Genomic DNA, 23752 nt, shown 5'->3' with positions numbered 1-23752 from the left:
TGTTGCTATTAATTTGTTGAAATGAAAAGCAATTTGCTTTCAAAAATCTAAAAAAAAGAGTTACCAACCAACAAATTATGATATTTCTTTTTCACTAAGTTGCTTTAAATATAGGGTTTTGTAGTATCCCTCTTTGTTAATTAGGGAGTTATGTGTACCCTCCTGAATGATTTTACCATTGTCTAATACTATAATTTTGTCAGCATTTTTAGCCGAAGACACCCTGTGACTCACTATAATAGTGGTTTTTCCGTTAGCAATTTTGTATAAATTAGATAAGATTTTCTCTTCGGTTTCGGTGTCGACTGCAGAAAGACAGTCGTCGAAAAGTAAAATTTTAGGATCTTTAATAATAGCTCGGGCTATTGATACCCGTTGTTTTTGTCCGCCGGACAGGGTAATTCCGCGTTCACCCAGAACAGTATTATAGCCCTGAGCAAATTTTACAATATTTTTATGTACTTGTGCTTGTTTAGCTGCCTGAATAACTTCTTCTTCGGTTGCATCTTCCTTACCAAACATGATGTTGTTCTTTATAGAGTCTGAGAATAAAAAGGCATCCTGCGGAACATAGCCAATACTATCTCTTAAACTGTATAAATTCAATTTGTTGATGGCAGTGTTATCTATAGAAATTTCACCGGAATTACAGTCATATAAACGCCCGATTAAGTCAAGTATAGTCGATTTTCCAGATCCTGTTTTTCCTATAATAGCCAGAGTTTCTCCGTGTTTAATGTCAAAAGTTACGTTTTTTAAGGCTTCAATATTGGTGTCGTCGTAGGTAAAGGATACATTTTTAAAGGCGATATCTCCGGTAATATGTGAAGGTGTTTCAACCGTATTTTTAATTTCCGGCTGAATATCTAAAAATTCATTAATACGTTTTTGAGAGGCTTCCGCCTGTTGAATGATTGAGGTTACCCAGCCAACAGTAGCTACCGGCCATGTAAGCATATTAACATATATAATAAATTCGGCAATGGTTCCCAGACTTTCAATTTCGCCATTAATATATTGCATGCCTCCAATGTAAATCACGATAAGGTTACTAATACCAATAAGTAATACCATCATAGGAAAAAATAAGGCCTGAATTCTTACTAAAGCTAATTGCTTGTCTTTACTACCTTCAGATAAAGATTCAAAATTCTTAGAGGTTTGTGGTTCTATGCCGTAGGCTTTTATTACCGAAATGCCACTAAAACTCTCTTGAGTAAAGGTCGATAATTTAGATAAATAGACCTGAACCGTAGTACTTCGTTTATGGATTTCTTTACTCAGTTTATAAATAGCTACAGATAGAATAGGTAAGGGGATAACCGTGTATAACGTAAGTTTAGGGGCTTCGCTGTACATGTATACCAAGGCAATTATGAATAATGTAATTGTATTGATGCTATACATAATGGCAGGTCCGGCATACATACGAACCCGACCAACATCTTCACTGATGCGATTCATTAAATCGCCCGTTCGGTTTTTTTTGTAAAAGTTTAAAGAGAGTCTTTGATACTGCTGGTAAATTTCATTTTTTAAATCGTATTCAATATACCGAGACATATTTATAATAGTCTGACGCATTAAAAAGGTGAAAATACCTGCGATAACAGCAGCACCAATGATATAAAAAATATCTTCTAAAAGCTCTGATTTTACTATGGCTATCTCTGAAATTTTTCCAGCCTTGTAATCTTCGACCACTTTAAAGATTTCTCTTACAAAACGAGGAGTGAATAGCAGAAAAATACGAGCTACTATGGTAATAATAATTCCTAATAATAAGTGATATTTATACTTAAAGAAATATTTATTTAAATGTTGAAGTTCTTTCATTAAGGTATTGTGAAAAAATATGTTAAAAGAAGGTTTTAACGCGAAAACGTTTGCGGATATGATAATTTAGATTTAAATTTGACCAATGTTTTTAGAGATAATTTAATAAAAAACAACATTAACTTAAAAATAACTAAAAATGATTTCAGACGTTATTAGTGCAAAAGATCTTCATAAAGTAGATCCTGTGTTTGGTCAGGTATCTTTTAATAATCATGAGCAAATAGTATTTTGCAACGACAAAGATACAGGTTTAAAAGCAATTATTGGTATTCATAACACAGTATTAGGACCTGCGTTGGGAGGAACTAGAATGTGGAATTATAATAACGAATGGGAAGCTTTAAACGATGTATTGCGTTTATCTCGTGGAATGACTTACAAGTCAGCAGTTACCGGTTTGAATTTAGGAGGTGGTAAAGCTGTAATTATAGGGGATGCTAAAACGCAAAAGACACCGGAATTAATGAAAAAATTCGGTGAGTTTGTACATTCTTTAAGCGGGAAGTATATTACGGCTGAAGACGTTGGTATGGAAACTGCCGATATGGATTTAGTTCGTGAAGTAACACCTTATGTAACGGGAATTTCAGAATCTAAAGGAGGTGCAGGAAATCCGTCTCCAATTACTGCTTTTGGCGTGTTTATGGGGATGAAAGCTGCTGCTAAATTTAAGTTTGGTAACGATAATTTAGAAGGTAAATCAGTTTTAGTTCAGGGTATTGGTCACGTTGGTGAGTCTTTGGTAGAGCATCTGGCTAACGAAGGTGCTAAAGTTATCATCAGCGATATTAACGAAGACCGTCTTGAAGCTGTAAGTAAAGCGTATGGAGCACAAATTTATCGCGGTCAGGATTTATATACTGAAGCTGTAGATATTTACGCACCTTGTGCTTTAGGAGCCACTATTAACGACGAAACAATTAATAAACTAAATGTACAGATTATTGCTGGAGCCGCTAACAACCAGTTAGCTAACGAGCAGGTACATGGCGCAATTTTACAGGAACGCGGTATAGTTTATGCTCCGGATTTCTTAATTAATGCCGGTGGTATTATTAATGTTTATGCCGAGTTGGAAGGGTATGGCAAGCAGGAGATTATGCGCAAAACTGAAAATATCTATAATACAACTTTAGAGATATTGACCAATGCAGAAGTAAATAATATTACAACAAACCTTGCTGCATTACATGTTGCTAAAGAAAGAATTGAGACTCGAAAAAAAGAGAACAATAAATAATTTATTTAGCTTAAAAAGCTTATTTTTGCAAGGCGAAAGTTAATCAACTTTCGCCTTTTTAATTTATTAAGAGTCAGTTAGACTAATTATTCATATCATCTTGTAAAAGATGTTTAAAAGTTCTTTGTAACCATGCTTAACAGAAGACATATTCGTGTAAAAGTAATGCAGACCATTTATGCCTTTAATGGCGGTGAAAGTGATGATTTTAGTAAAGATCAAAAATTCTTAGTGCAGAGTCTGGAAGACATGTACAATTTGTATTTACTGCAATTATCTTTACTTATTGAAGTTCAGAAAAAAGCAGAAGATGTTTTAGATAAGTCTTCTTTAAAGCATTTACCTACAGCAGAGGATAAAAATCCAAATCGAAAATTTGTAAATAATGAAGTATTGCAACTTCTAAAGAATAACCGTGCATTAAAAGATGCTATAGAGCAGTATGGTGTTAAGAACTGGGATCTGGACGATGAGTATGTAGAGGTTATTTACAAGGCCATTCTAGCCAGCGATATTTATAAGGAGTATATGCAAACTCGAACTTCCGATTTTAAGGAAGACAAGCATTTTGTAGTTGATGTTTTTAAAGAAATAGTTGCGCCTAACGAAAAGTTGTACGATTATCTCGAAGATAAAAACTTAACCTGGTTAGACGATTTACCAACAGTAAACACCAACATTTTAAAGTTACTTAGAAAAGTAAAGCCTACAGTTGCTGATAATTATTTTACGCCAAAGTTATTTAAAGATTTAGACGATAAGGAGTTTGCAATTAAACTGTTTAAGAAAACCATATTAAACCAGTCTAAACTTAATGAAGCCATAGACCAGAAGGCGAAAAACTGGGAAGCAGAACGTATAGCTCAAATAGATTATATTCTTATGCAAATGGCAGTGTGCGAAATTCAAAACTTTCCTTCCATTCCGGTAAAAGTATCGATTAACGAATACCTTGAAATCGCAAAAGAATACTCTACTCCAAAGAGCAGCATTTTTATAAATGGTATTTTAGATAAGCTTGTAAAAGAGTATCAGGAGAAGGGTACTTTAAATAAAGTAGGGCGAGGGTTGATGTAAAAGGAAATAATTATTACTTTTATGACCTCAAAAAACATTATCATGAAAAAAATAATACTAGGATTAAGTACATTATGCTTAATCGCTTTTACGTCTTGTAAAGACGATGCCTCAAAAAAAATCAGTGATGAAAATGTAGCAGAAGCAGCAGAACGCGATGCAAATGCTTCTAAGTTTCCGGTAATTACTTTCGAAGAAACCGAGCACGATTTTGGTGAAATTGAGTCAAAAACTGCCGTAGAAACAGTTTTTAAATATACTAATACAGGAGATGCTCCTTTAGTAATTACTAATATTGCTACATCTTGTGGTTGTACTGTACCTAAAGACTGGAGTAAAGAACCTTTAGCACCTGGGGCTACTGGACAATTTACTGTAAAATTCAACGGGTCTGGAGCTAATAATGTAACGAAAACTATTACTGTATCTTCTAATACCGAAACCGGTAAAGATTTAGTAAAGATTAAAGCTTTTGTTAAGCCTGATGCTAACGCAACAAGCCAGATTCAAAAGACTAAGGCACCTCAAATGCAATCGTAATCATGGGAGAAGGAATAAGTTCTTTTTTGCCGTTTATTTTAATGTTTGTAGTCGTGTATTTTTTCATGATTGCACCACAAATGAAACGTCAAAAAAAGGAAAAGAAATTCGCTGCTGAATTAAAGCGTGGCGATCGTGTTGTTACCAAGAGTGGTATGCACGGTAAAATTGTAGATTTAAACGATAAAGATAACAGTTGTGTTATTGAAACCTTAGCGGGTAAAATTAAGTTTGAACGTTCATCCATTTCTATGGAAATGAGCGAACCTTTAAACAAGTCAACTGATACACCCTCTAAAAAATAAGGGGTATTCGTTTAAAATATTGAACTAAAAAAGGCTTCCAATGGGAAGCCTTTTTTATTAGTAAATTGTAAGGGTAATTATTTCTGAACGGAATCGGCATGAAAGAACTTAACAACATCATTTAATTGCGATGAGTCAAAGTCTCCGGCTTCCAGTGCTTTTCCTAATTTGATTATTTGTGATGGTTTCATATTGTCGCCTAAAACACGTAATACGCCAAACCCTAGTTCGTCAGAGCTTCCAAAAACGATAAGTTCGTCTATAGAGGCTTCATCATCTCCTAAGTATTTTAAGGTGAATTTTCCGTGTTTACTATGGGCATCCATCAGGTCGTTATACGATTTGTTTTTAAGAATTTCGCCAACCTTAGCCAGTTCTGTATTATAAGCTTCTAGTTGCATATCACTTTTTTTGTATCCTAAAAAATTTAAGTGTTTAATCGATTTTACTGTTTGTTTCTGGTCTTCGGTTAATTTGGATTCATCGAGGCTTAACATAGACACTGGTAAATCTATTGTAGTAAAATTTTCAGCTTCCTGATGATCTACAAAGTAAGTTTGCAGGGTAGGTTCCGATTTGCAACTTGTGATAAGTAAGCTTAAAAAACAGATGTAAAATATATAATGTAAGGATTTCATATTCTGATTGATTTTAATGTACCCTCTGCATGTTTTATTATGCAGAGGGTATATGTTTTTATTTGTTTTTTTCCTTGTCTAAATGTTCTCCTCCAGGGATATTCATTTTACTGGTAAGTTTAGAGATTTCATTTAAGTCTATATCGCCGGTTAATAAAGCGATTACAGTTTCTATTTCTCGTTTTTTACCATTGACTTCTATATTGGCATCTTTGGTTAAATCGCCGATACCGTTAACAAAAATCAGGAGTTCTTTTACGTGATCTTCGTCGCGTCCTTCTTTAACATAGAATTTTACTTCCGATCCATCGTCTTTAACTTCCATTAACTCTTCAAGACCTCCCTTTTTGGATTTCATCCAACCGGAAATGTCTGTGGCAATGGCTTTGTCATCGGTAATGATGGTTTTAAAACTGGTTATACTATTTACCATGTTTAAATAAGCCTGCGATTCAGGGTCATCTGTACTTATGTCCAGCTTAGCCAGCATTTTAAACATTTTAGGTTTAATGTTAACATAGGTAACATTCGGATTTTCGCTGTATTTTTCGAAAATAGTTTGTGCCATTACACTTGCAGGAAGGATAAAAATGGCCAATAATAACAAGATTAACTTTTTATTCATTGTTTTTAAATTAGGATATATTAGCGTTTTCATGATATATTATTTTTTTGTTTTAAAAATGATGTTAGAGGATTGTTCGAGTTCGTCTATATAATTTAAAGTAGAAACTCCTTTGTTATAACTGTTTAAATAGTTAACTGTAGAAGTCCCTTTATTTAGGGATTTAGAAATTAATTCTAAAGATTTTACCACTTCGTTATAGGCTAACTGTGGATCCTGTATTGTTCCTAAATCGTCCTGGGTCGTAAAACTTTGCGTGCTTTTTAAATAGAAGCCTAACATGAGTACCGATACAGCTGCGACAGATAACCACGAATAAATGTGTCTTTTTTTAGGTTGTAATGGAATGTCTTTGGTAAACCGCTCCTGCTGACTTGTTTTAAAATACGCAAACAAAGGTTTGTACATTTCTAAATGAGGGGGAATAGTCTCATTTTGAAAATATGTTCTTAAGTACGCCTCTTCTTTAATTGAGGTTTCTCCGTTCTCGTACTTTTCTATTAGTTTTTCTATATTATTTAATACCATAATTATGCGTATTAGTTAATTTTTCTCGAATTGTTTTTCTGGCACGCGATAAAGCGACTCTTACTGCTGTGTTATTCATGTCCAGCATTTTTGCAATTTCATCTAAATCGTATTGCTCTATATCTCTCAGTTGAATAATTAAACGCTGTTGTTCTGGCAAACCTTCAATTATTTTTCCAACCCAGCTTAAACTATCTTCTGTTTCCACTTGCTTTTGTAAACTGGTCTGGTGGTCTTCGTAATTACTATGTACTATTTTTAAATTTTGTGCCTGTTTCGACTTTAACTTATCGTAACACAGGTTTTTTGTCATGGTCATGGAAAATGCTTCTATGTTTTTATAACTCGACATTTTCTTTTTATTATTCCATAGTTTAATCAGAATTTCCTGAGTTGCATCTTCGGCTTCTTCATTAGAAATCAGTAAACGTTTAGCCAAACGATATACCTTATCTTTAAAAGGCATCACTATGTTTAAAAATTCCGATTGGTTCATTTTTTGATTGATTAATAATCTACTTGTGGTTATTTGTAATTACGACGAATGACAAGTTAATTTGTTACAATTTATTTTTTAGCCACTTAAAATTCGAGTAAATTTAACCTTTTAAAATATGTTTTATGCCCCGATTTTATCGATTGCTCTTACTCAGTTTTATAGCTTTAACTTTTACGTCTTGTTTTAAAGATCAGGACGACAACCCAGTCGCTTCTCAGGATATCAATGATTTTGTTTGGAAAGGTTTAAACACGTTTTACCTCTATAAGGACGAAGTACCGAATTTAGCCGACAACAGATTTACTTCCGATTCTGATTATTTAAAATATTTGTCCTCTTATACCGAGCCGGAAGATTTGTTTTACAGTCTATTATATAATCGAAACACCGAAGACAGATTCAGCTGGATTACCGATGATTATATCGCCTTAGAACAACAATTTAGCGGACAGAGTACTACCCATGGAATGGAATATGGCTTAGTAAAGTTTGCAAATAGTAATGCGGTATTTGGTTATGTGCGTTATGTTTTACCTAATACCGATGCCGATATTAAAGGGGTAGAGCGTGGATATTTGTTTAATAGAGTAGACGGAGAATATTTGTATTATAATTCGTCTTCTGATACTAATATTGGTTTAATGTCGGGATCTGCTTACAGTATCGGTCTTGCTGGATATAACAATCAGGGCACCACTAGCACCAGTGATGATAGTATAGAGTCTATAGATGAAGAAATAGCACTTGTGAAATCTGAGTATACCGAAAATCCTGTTTACATCAATAAGGTAATAGCGTTGAACAATCAAAAAGTCGCTTACCTCATGTACAATGGGTTTACAGGAACCGATGCTTTCGATTCGCAGTTAAACAGTGTTTTTGGTGCGTTTAAAAGTGCAGGTGTAACAGATTTAGTGTTAGATTTACGGTATAATCCGGGTGGTTCTGTAAGAACAGCAACCTGGCTGGCTTCAATGATTACAGGGCAATTTACGGGAGATGTATTTGTAAAAGAACAATGGAACAGCGACTGGCAGAGCTATTTCGAAAACCAGAATCCGGAAGCTTTACTTATTCCTTTTGTTGATGTTATGGAAAAACAGAATTCCAATAACAGTACAACCTTTAAAGAAACAATTAATAGTTTACAATTAAGTAGGGTTTATGTATTGACTACACAAAGTACTGCTTCTGCAAGTGAGCTTATAATTAATGGATTAAAACCTTATATAGAAGTAATTCAGATAGGTGATGTAACAACAGGAAAATATCAGGCTTCCAGAACGCTTTACGATTCTCCCGATTTTAGTAAAAGCGGTGTAAATCCAACTCATACTTATGCTATGCAACCTTTAATTTTCAAATCTTTAAATGCAGAAGGAGTAACTGATTATTATGACGGATTAACACCTGATATAGCGATAAGGGAACATTATGGTAATTTAGGCGAACTGGGAAGCATAACAGAGCCTTTATTACAGATTGCTTTAGCTCAGATTACCGGTACGGACAGAGCGGCTTTTCAATCAGATAATTTTGAATATACCTATTTAAGCGATAGTAAGGGATTACTACCATTACCCAATGCCATGTATTTAAACGAATAATTTATGCATAATACTTATTTTAACTGGAGTACAGGCAAAGATTCTGCTCTGGCTTTATTCGAATTACAACAGGATAAAACCTACGATGTTAAAAAATTAGTTACTACAATTAACTCGCATTACAAACGGGTGTCTATGCACGGATTACGGGAAGAACTTGTAAAACAGCAAACAGATGCGATTGGGCTCCCGGTGCAGTATATTGCCTTACCTGAAGCGCCTAATATGGAAGATTACAGTACTATAATGACCAATGCGACCAATCAGTTAAAAGCAGACGGTTTTACGCATGCTGCTTTTGGTGATATTTTTTTGGAAGATTTAAAATTTTATCGGGAAATGCAATTGCTGGAAGTAGGATTGACAGGTGTTTTCCCTTTGTGGAAGCGCGATACGAGACAACTTATGACCGACTTTTTGAATTTAGGATTTAAAGCTATAGTTGTTACCGCCAATGCTAAATATTTTTCTGAAAATTTTGTAGGGACTGTGTTAACCGAGGAGGTAATAAATAATTTACCTGATGGTGTAGACCCTTGTGGAGAAAACGGTGAGTTTCATACCTTCTGTTTCGATGGGCCAAATTTTAATACAGCCATACCTTTTAAGATAGGAGAGAAGACCTACAGAGAATATCCTGCACCAGATAATTCAACAGAGGCTGTTGGATTCTGGTATTGCGATTTACTCCCTTTGTAACCGTTTAATCTTCTTCGAAAATGACGTGTTGGTAAGCTCCCAGATCAGGATTGGAAGTCCTGTTAATGTTTAATATATCGAATGGAACAAGATTCGAAAATAAAGTCGAACCGGCATTTTTGGCAGCTGAATTATCACCTATAATCAGTTCGTTTTCCTCCGGGTTTTTAAAATCCGGGGCTTCGTTTAAAATCATGTTTTCATAATGCTCCGTGTTTTCAAAATCGTAATTAGAACCATCAAAATTATTCGAGGCTGATTTTTGAAAACGCGCCAGACAATTGGTAAACTTAAAATTAAATACTACGGCATCATCTTCAAGTTCATCAATTATAAATTCCGGATTATCATTTCCAAAAATGATACAGTTATTAAAGTTAGCTTCGTTTAAATCGGCTAAATAGGCAGTGTCATTTTCATCCAGTTCAAAATTATTGATTAACAGCGCAGGATATTGTCTGAAGCTACTTCTCCAGTAATTGGCAATGGTACTATGAGTAACATTGTATTTTCCGCCCAAAGTAGCAGCGAATGAGGTTTGACCGCTGTTGTTAATAACCAGGTTATTGGCCGTAATAGAGGTGTTTCTTCCTAAAATACCAAAATTACTGCTATTGTAGATTTGTGTGTTAGTTAAGGTTAATTTTTCCTCGTTTGGATTCCCTTCACTTAAAATGCCTATGGTCGCATTTTTTATGGTGGCATAATTAAAATGATTGTTAGTACTATTGTTAAATAACCAGATTGTACCCCATTGTCCTGGTATATCTGCAAAAAGAGGTTCCATACGATCCCCTTCAAAAATTACTTCATTTTCAAGGGTTTCCTGATCATTACTATAAGTCCCGTTTACATGAATAGAAGCGCCTTCAGCTATAAATAATCCGGAATTGGCATGGAAATGTAATCTGGCACCAGCATTAATTGTTAGTGTTTTGGTGTTGTCTACGGCAGCATATCCATAGATTACATAAGGTTTTTCGTTAGTAAAGGTTAATTCTTCATCGGTTAAATAACGCCCTTGGATATTAGATTCTAATACTTCTCCATTAACTTCTACACTCAAAGTTTCAATCAGCCCGTCATTGTCTTTGGAAGGGTAAATGAATGTAGCGTCCTGTACTAAAGTTACCAATTCTATAGTTTGCTGATTAGCTCCAGAATCGAATGCAATCTGATCGGTATACAAATAGGTGTTTTCAGTATTTTTAAAATCGTTATAATCTATAGTGGTTTCAATAAAAACATACATACTGTCTTTTGCAAGGATTTCTATGTTTTCGAAAGATTTTCCCGGTATTCCGTCAACATTTAAACGGTAGCCGGAATTTTCTCCTCGTTGCAATTGTAACGATGGAATAACAATATCTTCGTTGCTGTTGTTGTATACTTTTAGATTATATGTGCTGGAACCTATATTTGAAAATACAGTATCTAAATATATGGTATCTCTGGAAAAGCTAAGCTGACCTTTACTTGGTGAAAAATCGAAATCCTTACGGCAGGAACTCCAAAGCGATAAAAATATAAGACAACAAAAAAAGTAGAAGATACGTTTCATAATATTTGGTTATTCCTTTGAATTGAGGAAAGGGTAAATTTAAAATTTTAAAAAAGAAGATTTTTTAAATAAGGCTGTTTTATTGAAAAATAGCTTTAACATCTTCGGGGATGCGATATGGGCGTTTGGTTTGTGTATGGATTAAGCACCAATGCGTTTCTGCTGTAAATAAAAGCTTATTTGTAGCTTCATTGTACAGTTCTACAATTCGGATGGATTTTACTCCGGAAGCTTCCTTTATATAAGTTTTTAACATGAGCTTATCGCCTAAAAGCGCTTCTCCTTTATAGTAAATATGATGTTCTATAACAACCCAAATGTATAATTCCTGCATTTCTGGGGTAGCAGCAGCTTTCCAGTGTGCTTTAGCGATGTCTTGCGCCCAGTCCAGATAGCGTACATTGTTTACATGGTTTAAATCGTCCAGGTCGTCCTGGGTAACGGTAACGCTTAATTGGTAAGATTTCATACCTTAGTTTTTAGGTGTAACCTTTACTTCAAACATTTTATCCCAGCGTTTACCTGTAATAAACAGGGTTTTCGTGTCCGGATTAAAGGCCATGCCATTTAAAACATCTAAGCCTTGATGTTGCGTAACTTTTTTCTTTAAAGAAGAAAAATCGATAACACCTTCTACAGCACCGTTTTTAGGGTTTATTATAGCCACTCCGTCTTTTTGGTAAATGTTTGCATAAATTTTACCGTCTATCCATTCCAGTTCGTTTACACGACCAATTTTTCCCTTATTTGTATATATCTGAATGTAATCTTTTTCTTCTAGAGTTTCAGGGTCCAGAATCCAGATTTTTTCTGTACCATCGCTTTTGTAAAGTATTTTGCCATCGTTACAAAGTCCCCAGCCTTCTTTACTATTATTGTATTTAAAGGTCGATTTCTTTTCAAGCGTGTTTACGTCGTACACAAATCCGGTTCCTTTTTGCCAGGTAAGCTGGTATAAATTGTCGTTTAAAATAGTTAGGCCTTCGCCAAAATATTCGTTGGCCAGATTTATGTTTTTTAATACTTCCCCGGTTTTAAAATCTACTTGTCTCAGTTTAGATTCTTTATATTGTCCGGTACTTTCGTATAATTTTTTATTGTAAAATTCTAAGCCTTGAGTGTATGATGTTATATCGTGAGGATATTCGTTTAATAATTCGAAATTGTATACGGTAGGCGGTGTATCGTTTAATATTAAAAGCGGTTGTGTTACGGTTTGCGATTCTCCGTTTAAATATACTGTAGCTTTAATAATTTGCTTCCCTAATTTTTGTTCATTTAAAGGTGTGGAAGGGGTGATTTTTATATCATTTAAAAAATAAGCAACCGAGTCGAACGCGATGTTTTTCGGATTTTTTAGAGATACATTTAGGGTCTCATGCAAGGAAATCCCGTTGCCAGGAGCATTAGTTTTTATAGAAAAATCACTTTTTTTATCGTTGGAGCTACTGCCGCAGGAAAATAATAAAACATATAAAAAAGTGATAGTGAGTATGTTGGTTGTTTTCATCTTTGAAATTTAATTTAAAGCAAGGTATTTATTAAAAATCAGTTTAAAAAATCATTGCGTAAAAATAAAAAGGATGTATCTTTGCAGCGGCAAGTCCTACACAACCAGCTCCTGTTGAATCCTCCAGGGCGGGAACGCAGCAAAGGTAGATGGTCGTAGCGGTGTGATGTAGGTAGCTTGCCTTTTTTTGTGCCTTATTGTTTCGTAAAATTCACTTCTTTTTACGGTTTAAAAAATTGTATTTTTGGCGCGTTAACAATCCAAATTATTATGTCTAAAGTTGTTTTAATTACAGGAGGTTCTTCTGGTATAGGAAAATCTATTGGCGAATTTTTAAAGGAAAAAGGTTTTGTGGTTTACGGTACCAGCAGATCGCCTGAACGTTATGCTTCCAGTAGTTTTCCTATTTTAAAACTTGATGTTAGAGATGCCGATACCATTCAGACCTGTGTGCAATCGCTTTTAGAGTTAGAAGGTAAACTGGATGTTTTAATAAATAATGCTGGAGTTGGAATTACGGGACCAATAGAAGAAATCCCGATGGCGGAAATTAAAAATAATTTCGAAACTAATTTCTTTGGTCCGCTGGAAGTCATTAAAGCCGTCTTACCTCAAATGCGAAAACAAGGTGCAGGTTTAATTATAAATGTGACTTCCATAGCGGGTTATATGGGATTGCCTTACCGTGGAATTTATAGTGCCAGTAAGGGGGCTTTAGAGTTGGTTACTGAAGCATATAATATGGAGCTTAAAGATTTTAATATTAAAATGACCAATGTTGCACCGGGCGATTTTGCAACCAATATTGCCTCCGGTCGTTTTCATGCTCCAGTCCTTGAAGATTCTCCGTATAAACAATCCTATGGTAATACCCTGAAGTTAATGGATTCTCATGTAGATTCTGGTAAAGATCCTAAAGTTATGGCTCAGGCTATTTATAATATTATTAATACTAAAAAACCTAAAATACATTATAAGGTAGGGGAATTCATGCAGACTTTTTCCATCGTGTTAAAACGCATCTTACCAGACCGTATTTATGAAAAATTGCTTATAAATCATTATAAGTTATAATACGTAAACGTTTTCGTAGTTTTTGTTATAATTTTTTAAAAATCACATTAAAAGCGGTCTTAAAGTTGTAAATTAGCGGTGTATAAATTGCAACTAAAATTAAACTTAGAATAATGAAATTTTTTATTGACACAGCGAACTTAGCTCAGATTAAAGAAGCACAGGAATTAGGTGTTTTAGATGGTGTTACAACTAATCCGTCTTTAATGGCCAAAGAAGGTATTACAGGACATGACAACATTTTAAAACATTATGTAGATATCTGTAATATTGTTGATGGTGATGTAAGTGCAGAGGTAATTGCTACAGATTTCGAAGGTATGGTTAGAGAAGGAGAAGCTTTAGCTGAATTACACGAGCAGATTGTTGTTAAACTTCCAATGATTAAAGATGGCGTAAAAGCATGTAAATATTTTTCTGAAAAAGGAATAAGAACTAATGTAACTTTAGTATTCTCTCCTGGTCAGGCTATTTTAGCTGCTAAAGCGGGAGCAACTTACGTATCTCCTTTTGTTGGTCGTTTAGATGACATTTCTACAGATGGATTAAACCTTATTTCTGAAATCCGTCATATCTATGATAACTATGGATTCGAAACTCAGATTTTAGCAGCTTCTGTTCGTCATACTATGCACGTTATTGACTGTGCTAAATTAGGTGCCGATGTTATGACTGGTCCATTAAGCTCTATCGAAGGGCTTTTAAACCACCCGTTAACAGACATAGGTTTAGCTAAATTCTTAGAAGATTATAAAAAAGGAAACTAATTTTCTTTTTTTAGTATAAATTGAAACAGGCTGTCTAATTAGACAGCCTGTTTTTTTATAAATAATATTCAGTTTAATTTGTACCGTTTATAAATTTAGGTTTCATAATTAACATGGCCCAGGCCCAGTTCTGAGCATTTGCCGCATCGTTTTCAGCAACGCCTTTCAGTTCGTACATACCATCTCCTGCGAACATCTGGGAGTAACCTAGTTTTAGAGCAAAACCTTTGAAGGATTTTGAGTAAACCAGGTCTAATTCTGTTCCTAAAGATTTTTCTCCGCTGGCTAATTCCTGTTCTCCGCTAAAGTGTAAAATCTTAAATAATAGAGAAGAAGTTTCGTTTAATTTAAAATTAGCATTGGCGTGGATATCCACTAAACCAATGGAGTTGGCATGATTTCCAACATAAAAATAGTCCATGAATCCGTTGAATTTATGATTAGTTCCGTAAAGCGGGAAGAAAGCTCCGGTTTCACCGCCATCGGCATCATTACCGCTAATAATTTCAAATCCAAGGCCCAGACTAATGCCTTTAGTTATTTTGTAACTTGCATCCAGACCTAATAAATAAGCACCTTTAACGCTAAGGTCGTTTACCCGGTCTCCGGTTTGTAAAAAGGCATTCCCTGTAATTCCAAATGCTCCGGGAGTATATTCTAAATGAGTACCAATAGTTTGTAAGCTACTAACGCCGTATCCAGCATAAACGCGTTCTCCATCTATGGTTCTGAAATCCTGAAACGTATTGTTCAAAGCTAATATACTTGCTTTAAAAGTATTCCATTCTTTCTTTAAGTAAAGATATTGCATGGCTTTATAAGTAAAGAACCCCGGGTCTTCTGTATATTCATTCCCTGTATTAACAAATCCGCTGACATTACCAGCAATGCCATCGAAATCCTGATTGAAAGCCAAACCTAAGTCTAGCATAAACGATTCGTTTTTATATTGAACCAGGGCAGCGTCATGATTTCTTCCTTGCTGAGCCCAATCCAGGCCGCCCATAATGCGTTGATCGTCATATGAAATAACCTGACGTCCGATTTTGGTTGAAAATCCTGAACCGAGTTTTATATTAGCCCAGGCTTGAAAAATAGCAAAGGAATTATTGGTGTCTACTGGTTTTATTTGTCTGTTTTCCCCCCAGGTGAGTACATCTTGAAAACTAAGGTAAAAGGTGTAAGCACTGGATTGGTAAGCGGCGTTAATGCGTGCTCTTGTACTAATTGAAAAGCCGGGTTCGGTATTGTCTGGCATTATACTGCCAAAACCGTGTCTATATTCCGTTCTTGGCCTGAATTCTCCATCTAAAGTAAACTGGGCCTGTGCAAATTGAAATCCCGTTATCATCAGGATAGTGATTAAAATTTTATTTTTCATTTTTATGGATTTATTGGTTTGGTTCTGTTTTTAGTGTTCTAAAAAGTCTATTAAATGTTTTCTGTATTTGTAATAATTGTTATGCTCTAAAACGGATTTTCGCGTTCTGGGCCTTTTAAAATCTATATTTAAAACATCTCCAATTCTGGCTTTAGGTCCACTTGTCATCATTACTACGCGGTCTGCTAAAAAAATAGCTTCATCCACATCGTGAGTAATCATAATCGCGGTAATTTTTTCCTTATTCCAGATTTCAATCAGAATGTCCTGTAATTCTCCGCGTGTTAATGAATCCAGCATTCCGAAGGGTTCATCCAATAATAGAACTTTTGGTTTAATGGCGAAAGCCCTTGCTATACCAACACGTTGCTGCATTCCTTGAGACAAGGAGGATGCTTTTTTATGAAAGTCTGCTTCAAGACCAACTTTATGTAAGTAGTATTTAGCAATATCTTTTAGCTGGTTTTTTGTGGCATGAGGAAAGACTTTGTTAACACCAAGTAATACATTCTGTAACGCCGTCATCCACGGCATTAAACTTGGTGATTGAAATATTACCCCGCGATCTGGTCCAGGCCCTTTAATGCTGTTTCCTAAAACAGAGATACTGCCGCCAGATATAGAGTTAAGTCCGGCAATCATAGAAAGCATGGTGGTTTTTCCACAGCCTGAATGGCCAATAATTGTGACAAATTCTTCTCTCTTTATCTGAAGATTTAAATCTTCTAAAACGGTGTAATCACCTTGTGGAGTTGGGTATACTTTTTTTAAATGTTTTAAATCGAGCATAATATTGTTTGAGGGATATATAATACCGTTTTCTCCCAATTCTGATTTTATTGAAGTTGTATTCATAATTATCTTTTAAAACTGGTTAACAAAATTCCTGGGTTGTAAATCTGGTAATATGTATTCCTTTTTAGTGTTGGATTTTCTTTGGTCTCCAATGTCCATGAGGAATTCTATAATTTCGTTCCGAGTGTTTTTAAATTCCGGTATGTCGTTTAAAGCGGTTTTATCTCTTGGGCGTTCTATGTTTATTTTAAATTCAGGTCCTAGAGTTGCGTTAGGTCCCGGGCATAATGGTATAATCCGGTCAGCCATGTAAATACCTTCGTCTACATCGTTTGTAATGAGTAAAGCTGTGCGTTTATCTTTTTCCCAGATATTTAAAATTTCATCTTGAAGGTTGCCACGGGTAAGCGCATCCAGGGCTCCAAGGGGTTCATCCATTATTATCATTTCAGGTTTCATAGCTAATGCTCGTGCAACAGCAACACGCTGGCGCATACCACCGGAAAGTTCTTTAGGATATTTGTGTATGGCGTGGCTTAAATTTACCATCTCTACATGCTTAGCTACTATAGTTTGTATGTGAGTTTTAGTGAGCTTAGGGAAAACTTCTTTTACAGCGATATAAATATTCTGCCCTACGGTTAACCAAGGAAGAAGCGAGTAGTTTTGAAAGATTACACCGCGTTCGTGGCTAGTACCTGAAACGGGTTTCCCTTTAAATATAATTTCGCCTTTAGTTGGAGAAATTAAACCATTTATAAGGTTTACCAAAGTGGTTTTTCCACTACCAGTAAAGCCAACTATGGCTACAAATTCGCCTTCATCAATTCTTAAATTGATGTTGGAAAGAACATTGCAGATTTCAGTGTTAGTACCGAAAGATTTATAAACCTGTTTTAATTCTAGGTATGCCATTGTTTTTGATTTTTAAAGGTTTAATTGGAGTTGTAAGACACTGAATTTTGAATTGTAAGCATAACGCGGTCCAACAAAAAACCGATAATGCCTATCACAAACATGGCTACAATGATTTTTGAGTTAGAATCATTTGCTCCATTTTGAAATTCTTCCCAAACAAAAGATCCCAAACCTGGACTTTGTGCTAACAATTCGATAGCAATTAAAACCATCCAGGCAACGGAAAGGGTGATTTTTAAGCCGGTGAAAATTAAGGGAAGCGAGGCGGGTAAAATAACTTTAAAAACCTTTTGTACAGGGCCAAGCTTTAGAACTTTGGCAACATTAAGATAGTCCTTATCTACCGATGCTACACCCATAGCTGTATTAACCAGTGTAGCCCACATAGAACAGAGACCAACACTTATGAAGGAAATAATGAATGAACTGTCTTCAGAAGAATCTATCAAAATGGTTTTTACAATCATAAACACTAACAAATACCACACAACGGGGGAAACAGGTTTGAAAATCTGAATGAACCAGTTAAGTGCATTTTTTAATACAGGGCTCAAACCGATTAAGATACCTATAGGTACTGCTATACATAATGCAAGCAGAAAGCCGGCGAAGACTGTTTTCAGGCTCATAATAATCTGGTCAATAAACGAAGGTCTTCCTGTATAGGTAATAGGGGACTCACCGTTGGCAATGCGTTTCGCGTTGATTTCTGAGGTTTTGACTTTAAAAGCAGCTTTATCTTCCGAAATTTGATTGTGATCTTTTATCAACGATTTATAAGAATCCCAAACCTGCCCAGGAGCAGGTAAACTGTTGGGTTGGCAGCTAATATCTCCTGAGTTTATACATGCTCGTAAAGCTTCGGCTGCTTCAATGCCCTGTGCTTCCAAAGTCTTTTCTATTTTGTAGTTAGCCTCTCTGTTATAAAGGGCTTTTGCGCCTAAGTGCCATAAACCGATAAATAGGAGGATTGAAGCCAAAGGAATTATTGTCTTTTTTATCAGTTTTGAGACGTCCAGTGTTTTTAGATTTCCTGTAAGTCGATCCATTAGCGTAAATATAAAACCTAGTCCTATAAATCTGGAAACGCGCTCTATTGCTATAATTTGTTTCATGACTAATGCGTGTTTTAAAAGGAATTATTATTGTATACTAAGATCTTTGTTTCCAATATTAAAGCTGTTAATATATTCAATAGGAGATTTGGCATCGAAAATTTTACCGTCTATAAAATCTGCTGTAGCAGGTTTGTAGCCGTCGGTTTGAGGGATATCTGATTCTGGTATGTGACCTTCTTCAACTAACAAAGTCGCTGCTTTCTTCCAAATGTCTGGTCGGTATATGTTTTTGATAGTTTCCTCATACCAGTTTGAAGGTTTTGCTTCCGGAATTTGACCCCAGCGACGCATTTGAGTTAAAAACCATATACCGTCGGAATAGTAAGGGTAAGTCGCGTGATATTTATAAAACACATTAAAATCGGGCATTTCGCGTTTGTCTCCTTTTTCAAATTCAAATGTGCCAGTCATAGAATTTGCTAAAACAGCTTCATCAGCTCCAACATATTGCGACATGGATAATATTTTGACTGCTTCCATTCGGTTTTCTGGTTCATCAAGCCATTTTCCGGCTCTAATTAGTGCTTTAGTGACTGCAATAGCGGTATTCGGGTTTTCTTCTACAAATTTTTTGGTCATAACAAACACTTTTTCAGGGTTGTTTTTCCATATGTCGTAATTTGTTACCACAGGAACTCCTATACTTTTAAATACAGCCTGTTGATTCCACGGTTCACCCACACAGTATCCATAAATGGTCCCAGCTTCAAGTGTGGCAGGCATTTGTGGCGGAGGGGTTACTGAAAGAAGAACTTCAGCATCTATTTGGCCTTGTACATTTTCCGCAGTGTACATCCCAGGATTAATACCCGCAGCAGCCAGCCAGTATCTTATTTCGTAGTTATGTGTAGATACGGGAAAAACCATACCCATTTTAAAGGGTTTGCCCTGCTTTTTGTAAGATTGAATCACTGGTTTTAACGCTTCTGCTTTTATTGGGTGGACAGGCTTACCTTCGGAATCCTTAGGTATATTTGGTTTCATATTTTCCCAAACTTCATTAGAAACGGTTATACCATTACCATTTAAGTCCATAGAAAATGGCGTTACAAGTTCAGCTTGTCTTCCAAATCCAGCACCTGCAGCAATCGGCTGTCCGGCTAACATATGAGAGCCGTCGAGTTGCCCGTCTATAACACGATCAAGAACATTTTTCCAATTAGATTGTGCTTCGATAGAAACAAATAAGCCTTCTTCTTCAAAAAATCCTTTTTCTTTGGCTATAGCTAAAGGAGCCATATCGGTAAGTTTAATGAAACCAAAAGTAAGTTGGGGTTTTTCGATTAACAAGGTATTAGGGGCTGATTGTTTTGAAGTAACATTTGCGGCAATAGAGTTTTGTTTCTCTTTTCCTCCGCAGGCAGAAAGTAAAATAGAGAGCGGTAAAATTAAAGTGATTTGTTTTAGTATTGCTTTCATAGTTATTTTTTTAAGTATTAGTACTTAGTTATGGTTCAAATTTATAAGTAGTTGTTGAGTTTGTAAATGACTAATAGCATGATATATTATATTTTTTGATAGTAAAAAATATGATATAACACAGGTTTTTGAGTTATTGATTTGTAATACAAGGTGTTATGTTGGCGTGTGTGATAGTGTGGTTTCTGTGTTTTTAGATATAATTACCTAAAATTTTACAATTGAATTAACTAGAAGATAGATGGATATATAGGTTCAATTACCTGAAGAACTGGATAGTTTGAAATTATGTATGCTAAAATTGTGTTCTAACTGTCAAGAAAGAAGTTGTGGTCTTTTATTTCACTTTTTAGTTTGTGAATATCTAGAATAGCTATTTTTTTTCCAAAAAGCTTAATGGTGTTTTCTGCTTTAAAGGCTGATAATATTCGGATGACCTGCTCCTCTGATGTACCTGCATAATCGGCATATTCCTTTCGGCTAAGCGGAAGATTCAAATAGCTGTTTACTGTGCCAAATTTTCTGTGAATATATAGTAGGGTATCGGCAAGGCGTTCCCGAACAGTCATTTGGGATAAGGATTTAACTTTTGATTCACTTTTATTAAGCTCGTTGGCATAAAATAACATTAAATCATAGGTGAATTCCGGGTTTTTATGAAGGATCTCCTGAAGTATGTGTTTTGAAAAATAGCATAATGTAGCATTTTCTAATGCTATAGCTCCTATGGTGTAGTATTCTTCGGTCCCGAATCCACGATGTCCAATTATTTCACCTTCTTTTGCAAATCTTACAATTTGCTCTTTCCCGTTTAATCCGGTTCGGAATACTTTGGCTTTGCCTTTTAAGATAAAATATAATCCATTTACTGGAGCGCCTTCCATAATAAATTGTTGTCCTTTTTTACAATTTATAGTGCTTTTGGAAATGTTAGAGTTACAACTTTCCAATGATATCAAATTCCTTTTAATCAAACACATGGTGTTTAAACATGAATGGCATCCAAGCTCTAATTTAAAAGGTGTAGCGTTTTGATATGTCTTATTATAAATGGACATTAGTTTTTAAGTATTTTGAAAATAAAAATACGTAAAAAATACTTAGTGTATTAAGCTGCTATTATTTTTATGAAAAATATATTTTACATAGAGAAATAAATATTAATCAGAAAAATAAGGATAGGATTAATGAAAATCAAGCAATGAATTTACAATCAAGATTGACTATTTTTTTAATTAGGCTTAAATCTATGATTTTGCAGGAAGGTATTTTTTCCACCATTTTTCCAATTTGTTTGGATTTTTTCCATAACCGTAACCATAACCGTAGCCATAACTTTTTTTCTGATCTGCATTATTTAAAAGTATCGTCATATTTGGTAAACGTTTTTCATTGTACATAGTTTGCGCAATGTGTAAATTTCGTTTGTCCAAATAATTGGCTTTTACTACGTAAATAAATAAATCAGCGTATTTACTAATTAATAAGGTATCGGTAACTAAACCTACAGCGGCTGTATCCACTATAATGTAATCAAATTGATTATTCACTGTTTCAAAAAGTTCAGCCACTCTATTGCTTAATAACAATTCAGCTGGGTTAGGCGGTATGGTTCCTGAAGGAATTACTTTTAAGTTTGGACTATTTTTAGACTCAACTAAGACATCGTCTAGTGTTAAATTCTTATTACTTATAAAATCTGTAAGTCCGGTTTTGTTTTGAACTTCTAAATATTTTGAAGCTCTTGGTACTCTGATATCTGTTTCGATGAGTAATACAGATTTTTCTGAATGCGCTAGAGATAATGCCAGGTTTACAGAGGTGTGTGATTTACCTTCCTGACTGGTTGTGGAAGTAACAAATACGATTTTAGACTTATGAGTTATGTTTTGTAACATAAAATCAATATTCGTACGTAAAATTCTGAAAGATTCTGCTTTTGGGGAGTAATCTACTTTTTTTACAGGAACATCCTTTAATGGTGATTTAGGTATTTCTCCTATATAAGGAATATTTAAAATGTTGGTTATGTCTTTTTTAGAATGAACTTTGTTGTCAAGCAAATCTCCTCCGTAAATAAGAGCAGTAGGAATGCCTAAGCCTAAAAGAAATGCACCGAGATATACTATCATTTTTTTGGGACTTACTGGAATGTTAGAACTATAAGCCCAATCTATTATTTTTGCATTCGGAGAAGACATACCTAAAGTAATTGCTGTTTCTTCTCGTTTCTCAAGTAAATAAAGATAGAGAGATTCTTTTATGTTTTGTTGTCTTGTAATATCTCTAAATTTACGTTCTTTAGTTGGTGTGGAATAAATTTCAGCGTTTATTCTAGAATCTGCTTTTTTTAATGAATTAAGAGTAATTTGACTAGATGATTTTAAATTAGCTAAACTTTGCTGCAAATTAGCTTTTAACTCTTTAATTTGGCTGTCTAGATTTATAACCGTAGGGTTTTTTTCACTTGAATTTTTTAATATGCGATTGCGTTGAAGAACTAAATCGTTATGACTCCTAGTAACCTGTGCTATTGTTGGATCTTGAATACCTACGTTAGCAGGAAGTAAATCTCCATTTGCATTATTATCCTTTAAATGCTGTTCCATATACCCAATGAGTTGAATCTGATTGGTTGTCTCTATTAAATTGGATTCGTTTTCCCGTTCCGATTGAAGGAATATGTTGGATTGAGAGGCTAAATCTGATAAACGATTATCTTTTTTTAATGTTTCTGCGGTTAAATCAACTTTTTCTAATTCTTCCGATACAATATCTAATCGATTAGTGATAAAATCAGAAGTAACTTTTATAATTTCTTCTTTATCATTAACCACATCCTCATTGTATTTAAGAATTAGTTTGTTTAAAAAGTTTTCTGATTTTGCTCTAATGGTTCCGTTTAAAGAGAGTTTTATTATGTTAGAACCTTCTGTGTTTTCTAAAACTAATGCTTTTTGATAGCCTTCAACTAATTTCGTTACGGGAGTGAAGTTAACTTCAATTATCGTTCCTGGAGCTGTACTATCTGAATCTAAATTTGGTGTAATAATAAAACCACCGAAGGAAGAGTTAATTTTATCTCCAAAATGGTGAAGTGTTCCTGTTTCTGAAGGACTAATTGTAGATGGTTTGTTGGTGATTTTAAATTCGGATGGAGATAAAATATTAACATAAAAGGTAGTATCTACTTTGTTTATAATAGAATCATTTTTAAAAAGAGTTAAACTTAGAGGGGGATCGATATAGTTTTCTTTATCCTTTATTCTGCCTTGTACAAAATACGAGATATTTAATTTTAAATCTTTTACAACCTGTTCTATTAAAGTTTTAGACTTTAAAATTTCCAATTCATCTTGAACTTGACCAAAATCACCAGCAAACATTCCGAAATTTTGAAATCCTGATATTTCAGGGAGTTTATTGGTTTGCTGATCTTCTTTAATTTTAATTATGGCAGAACTTTTATATTGATTAGTTGAATATCTTAAATAAATAAAGGCTAATGACAAGCACAGGAAGACAGATAAAGCAAAGAATTTCCATTGAGAAACATACCTGTGGAGTATGTCATTTAGATTAAGGTTATTATCTATATTTTGATTGTCCATA

23 protein-coding genes and 1 other RNA gene are annotated in these 23752 nt (G+C 34.6%); 9 read left to right on the top strand and 15 right to left on the bottom strand.

Annotated elements, in window-relative coordinates; translation table 11 throughout:
• Positions 1-75: 75 nt before the first annotated feature.
• The gene (locus I3217_RS13775; RefSeq protein ID WP_435050352.1) at positions 76-1836 is read right to left on the bottom strand and encodes an ABC transporter ATP-binding protein; all 1761 of its coding nucleotides are present in this window, start codon (positions 1834-1836) and stop codon (positions 76-78) included.
• A 139-nt stretch (positions 1837-1975) separates the two neighbouring features.
• On the opposite strand from I3217_RS13775, the gene I3217_RS13770 reads away from it, so the two are divergent.
• From I3217_RS13770 to yajC, 4 genes are all read left to right on the top strand, one after another.
• Positions 1976-3079, top strand: coding sequence for a Glu/Leu/Phe/Val family dehydrogenase (locus I3217_RS13770; RefSeq protein WP_435050351.1), 1104 nt, complete (start codon positions 1976-1978; stop codon positions 3077-3079).
• 132 nt (positions 3080-3211) lie between these two features.
• Positions 3212-4156 (top strand): transcription antitermination factor NusB, encoded by a 945-nt coding sequence (nusB, locus tag I3217_RS13765; RefSeq protein ID WP_435050350.1) that lies wholly within the window; start codon positions 3212-3214, stop codon positions 4154-4156.
• A 42-nt stretch (positions 4157-4198) separates the two neighbouring features.
• Positions 4199-4696 (top strand): DUF1573 domain-containing protein, encoded by a 498-nt coding sequence (locus I3217_RS13760; protein WP_435050349.1) that lies wholly within the window; start codon positions 4199-4201, stop codon positions 4694-4696.
• A 2-nt stretch (positions 4697-4698) separates the two neighbouring features.
• Positions 4699-5001, top strand: coding sequence for a preprotein translocase subunit YajC (gene yajC / locus I3217_RS13755; RefSeq protein ID WP_435050348.1), 303 nt, complete (start codon positions 4699-4701; stop codon positions 4999-5001).
• Positions 5002-5078: 77 nt separating this feature from the next.
• Here yajC and I3217_RS13750 read toward each other — a convergent pair whose 3' ends face one another.
• Genes I3217_RS13750 through I3217_RS13735 form a run of 4 tightly spaced genes read right to left on the bottom strand, consistent with a single transcriptional unit; the run spans position 5079 to position 7288 of the window.
• Entirely contained in the window at positions 5079-5639 is a 561-nt protein-coding gene (locus I3217_RS13750; protein ID WP_435050347.1) for a DUF4252 domain-containing protein, read from the bottom strand.
• Between the two features lie 58 nt (positions 5640-5697).
• Positions 5698-6297 (bottom strand): DUF4252 domain-containing protein, encoded by a 600-nt coding sequence (locus I3217_RS13745; RefSeq protein WP_435050346.1) that lies wholly within the window; start codon positions 6295-6297, stop codon positions 5698-5700.
• 6 nt (positions 6298-6303) lie between these two features.
• Positions 6304-6792, bottom strand: a complete 489-nt coding sequence (locus tag I3217_RS13740; RefSeq protein WP_435050345.1) for a hypothetical protein — start codon at positions 6790-6792, stop codon at positions 6304-6306.
• Positions 6779-7288, bottom strand: coding sequence for an RNA polymerase sigma factor (locus I3217_RS13735; protein ID WP_435050344.1), 510 nt, complete (start codon positions 7286-7288; stop codon positions 6779-6781). The genes I3217_RS13740 and I3217_RS13735 overlap by 14 nt, the downstream gene beginning before the upstream one ends.
• A 125-nt stretch (positions 7289-7413) precedes the next feature.
• On the opposite strand from I3217_RS13735, the gene I3217_RS13730 reads away from it, so the two are divergent.
• Positions 7414-8898 carry a S41 family peptidase gene (locus I3217_RS13730; protein WP_435050343.1) on the top strand — a complete coding sequence of 495 codons (1485 nt, stop codon included), beginning with the start codon at positions 7414-7416 and terminating at the stop codon, positions 8896-8898.
• 3 nt (positions 8899-8901) lie between these two features.
• Positions 8902-9597 carry an ATP-binding protein gene (locus I3217_RS13725; protein ID WP_435050342.1) on the top strand — a complete coding sequence of 232 codons (696 nt, stop codon included), beginning with the start codon at positions 8902-8904 and terminating at the stop codon, positions 9595-9597.
• A gap of 4 nt (positions 9598-9601) precedes the next feature.
• Here the strand turns inward: I3217_RS13725 and I3217_RS13720 are convergent, their stop codons facing one another.
• The 3 genes from I3217_RS13720 to I3217_RS13710 all read right to left on the bottom strand — a co-directional run bounded on the left by I3217_RS13720 (position 9602) and on the right by I3217_RS13710 (position 12668).
• Positions 9602-11158, bottom strand: a complete 1557-nt coding sequence (locus tag I3217_RS13720; RefSeq protein WP_435050341.1) for a hypothetical protein — start codon at positions 11156-11158, stop codon at positions 9602-9604.
• A gap of 79 nt (positions 11159-11237) precedes the next feature.
• Positions 11238-11627: an acyl-CoA thioesterase gene (locus I3217_RS13715; RefSeq protein WP_435050340.1), complete on the bottom strand. Its 390-nt coding sequence runs from the start codon at positions 11625-11627 to the stop codon at positions 11238-11240.
• Between the two features lie 3 nt (positions 11628-11630).
• Positions 11631-12668: a glutaminyl-peptide cyclotransferase gene (locus I3217_RS13710; protein ID WP_435050339.1), complete on the bottom strand. Its 1038-nt coding sequence runs from the start codon at positions 12666-12668 to the stop codon at positions 11631-11633.
• A gap of 87 nt (positions 12669-12755) precedes the next feature.
• Between I3217_RS13710 and ffs the strand changes: the two genes are divergently transcribed.
• From ffs to fsa, 3 genes are all read left to right on the top strand, one after another.
• Positions 12756-12854, top strand: an RNA gene (gene ffs, locus I3217_RS13705) — signal recognition particle sRNA small type.
• An 84-nt stretch (positions 12855-12938) separates the two neighbouring features.
• Entirely contained in the window at positions 12939-13742 is an 804-nt protein-coding gene (locus I3217_RS13700) for an SDR family oxidoreductase (protein ID WP_435050338.1), read from the top strand.
• Between the two features lie 113 nt (positions 13743-13855).
• Complete coding sequence (fsa, locus tag I3217_RS13695; RefSeq protein ID WP_435050337.1) at positions 13856-14509, top strand: fructose-6-phosphate aldolase; 654 nt, start codon at positions 13856-13858, stop codon at positions 14507-14509.
• A gap of 73 nt (positions 14510-14582) precedes the next feature.
• Here the strand turns inward: fsa and I3217_RS13690 are convergent, their stop codons facing one another.
• The 7 genes from I3217_RS13690 to I3217_RS13660 all read right to left on the bottom strand — a co-directional run bounded on the left by I3217_RS13690 (position 14583) and on the right by I3217_RS13660 (position 23751).
• The gene (locus tag I3217_RS13690) at positions 14583-15890 is read right to left on the bottom strand and encodes an alginate export family protein (RefSeq protein ID WP_435050336.1); all 1308 of its coding nucleotides are present in this window, start codon (positions 15888-15890) and stop codon (positions 14583-14585) included.
• Positions 15891-15920: 30 nt separating this feature from the next.
• Positions 15921-16745 (bottom strand): ABC transporter ATP-binding protein, encoded by an 825-nt coding sequence (locus tag I3217_RS13685; protein WP_435050335.1) that lies wholly within the window; start codon positions 16743-16745, stop codon positions 15921-15923.
• 9 nt (positions 16746-16754) lie between these two features.
• Positions 16755-17600 carry an ABC transporter ATP-binding protein gene (locus tag I3217_RS13680; protein ID WP_435050334.1) on the bottom strand — a complete coding sequence of 282 codons (846 nt, stop codon included), beginning with the start codon at positions 17598-17600 and terminating at the stop codon, positions 16755-16757.
• Between the two features lie 20 nt (positions 17601-17620).
• Complete coding sequence (locus I3217_RS13675; RefSeq protein ID WP_435050333.1) at positions 17621-18718, bottom strand: ABC transporter permease; 1098 nt, start codon at positions 18716-18718, stop codon at positions 17621-17623.
• A 27-nt stretch (positions 18719-18745) separates the two neighbouring features.
• Complete coding sequence (locus I3217_RS13670) at positions 18746-20140, bottom strand: CmpA/NrtA family ABC transporter substrate-binding protein (protein WP_435050332.1); 1395 nt, start codon at positions 20138-20140, stop codon at positions 18746-18748.
• Between the two features lie 308 nt (positions 20141-20448).
• Positions 20449-21120, bottom strand: coding sequence for a Crp/Fnr family transcriptional regulator (locus tag I3217_RS13665; protein WP_435050580.1), 672 nt, complete (start codon positions 21118-21120; stop codon positions 20449-20451).
• A 267-nt stretch (positions 21121-21387) separates the two neighbouring features.
• Positions 21388-23751, bottom strand: coding sequence for a GumC family protein (locus tag I3217_RS13660; RefSeq protein ID WP_435050331.1), 2364 nt, complete (start codon positions 23749-23751; stop codon positions 21388-21390).
• Position 23752: the final 1 nt, after the last annotated feature.

Origin of the sequence: Formosa sp. S-31, from assembly GCF_051172795.1 — a bacterium.
GTDB lineage: Bacteria > Bacteroidota > Bacteroidia > Flavobacteriales > Flavobacteriaceae > Formosa.
The sequence above is the reverse complement of the archived record's forward strand: the minus strand, read 5'-3'. Positions and strand labels throughout refer to the sequence as shown.

Excerpts from the sequence above, each read along its gene's own strand:
- I3217_RS13775 (WP_435050352.1), bottom strand. The coding sequence starts at position 1,836 with ATGAAAGAACTTCAACATTTAAATAAATATTTCTTTAAGTATAAATAT.
- I3217_RS13770 (WP_435050351.1), top strand. The coding sequence starts at position 1,976 with ATGATTTCAGACGTTATTAGTGCAAAAGATCTTCATAAAGTAGATCCT.
- nusB (WP_435050350.1), top strand. The coding sequence starts at position 3,212 with ATGCTTAACAGAAGACATATTCGTGTAAAAGTAATGCAGACCATTTAT.
- I3217_RS13760 (WP_435050349.1), top strand. The coding sequence starts at position 4,199 with ATGAAAAAAATAATACTAGGATTAAGTACATTATGCTTAATCGCTTTT.
- yajC (WP_435050348.1), top strand. The coding sequence starts at position 4,699 with ATGGGAGAAGGAATAAGTTCTTTTTTGCCGTTTATTTTAATGTTTGTA.
- I3217_RS13750 (WP_435050347.1), bottom strand. The coding sequence starts at position 5,639 with ATGAAATCCTTACATTATATATTTTACATCTGTTTTTTAAGCTTACTT.
- I3217_RS13745 (WP_435050346.1), bottom strand. The coding sequence starts at position 6,297 with ATGAAAACGCTAATATATCCTAATTTAAAAACAATGAATAAAAAGTTA.
- I3217_RS13740 (WP_435050345.1), bottom strand. The coding sequence starts at position 6,792 with ATGGTATTAAATAATATAGAAAAACTAATAGAAAAGTACGAGAACGGA.
- I3217_RS13735 (WP_435050344.1), bottom strand. The coding sequence starts at position 7,288 with ATGAACCAATCGGAATTTTTAAACATAGTGATGCCTTTTAAAGATAAG.
- I3217_RS13730 (WP_435050343.1), top strand. The coding sequence starts at position 7,414 with ATGCCCCGATTTTATCGATTGCTCTTACTCAGTTTTATAGCTTTAACT.
- I3217_RS13725 (WP_435050342.1), top strand. The coding sequence starts at position 8,902 with ATGCATAATACTTATTTTAACTGGAGTACAGGCAAAGATTCTGCTCTG.
- I3217_RS13720 (WP_435050341.1), bottom strand. The coding sequence starts at position 11,158 with ATGAAACGTATCTTCTACTTTTTTTGTTGTCTTATATTTTTATCGCTT.
- I3217_RS13715 (WP_435050340.1), bottom strand. The coding sequence starts at position 11,627 with ATGAAATCTTACCAATTAAGCGTTACCGTTACCCAGGACGACCTGGAC.
- I3217_RS13710 (WP_435050339.1), bottom strand. The coding sequence starts at position 12,668 with ATGAAAACAACCAACATACTCACTATCACTTTTTTATATGTTTTATTA.
- I3217_RS13700 (WP_435050338.1), top strand. The coding sequence starts at position 12,939 with ATGTCTAAAGTTGTTTTAATTACAGGAGGTTCTTCTGGTATAGGAAAA.
- fsa (WP_435050337.1), top strand. The coding sequence starts at position 13,856 with ATGAAATTTTTTATTGACACAGCGAACTTAGCTCAGATTAAAGAAGCA.
- I3217_RS13690 (WP_435050336.1), bottom strand. The coding sequence starts at position 15,890 with ATGAAAAATAAAATTTTAATCACTATCCTGATGATAACGGGATTTCAA.
- I3217_RS13685 (WP_435050335.1), bottom strand. The coding sequence starts at position 16,745 with ATGAATACAACTTCAATAAAATCAGAATTGGGAGAAAACGGTATTATA.
- I3217_RS13680 (WP_435050334.1), bottom strand. The coding sequence starts at position 17,600 with ATGGCATACCTAGAATTAAAACAGGTTTATAAATCTTTCGGTACTAAC.
- I3217_RS13675 (WP_435050333.1), bottom strand. The coding sequence starts at position 18,718 with ATGAAACAAATTATAGCAATAGAGCGCGTTTCCAGATTTATAGGACTA.
- I3217_RS13670 (WP_435050332.1), bottom strand. The coding sequence starts at position 20,140 with ATGAAAGCAATACTAAAACAAATCACTTTAATTTTACCGCTCTCTATT.
- I3217_RS13665 (WP_435050580.1), bottom strand. The coding sequence starts at position 21,120 with ATGTGTTTGATTAAAAGGAATTTGATATCATTGGAAAGTTGTAACTCT.
- I3217_RS13660 (WP_435050331.1), bottom strand. The coding sequence starts at position 23,751 with ATGGACAATCAAAATATAGATAATAACCTTAATCTAAATGACATACTC.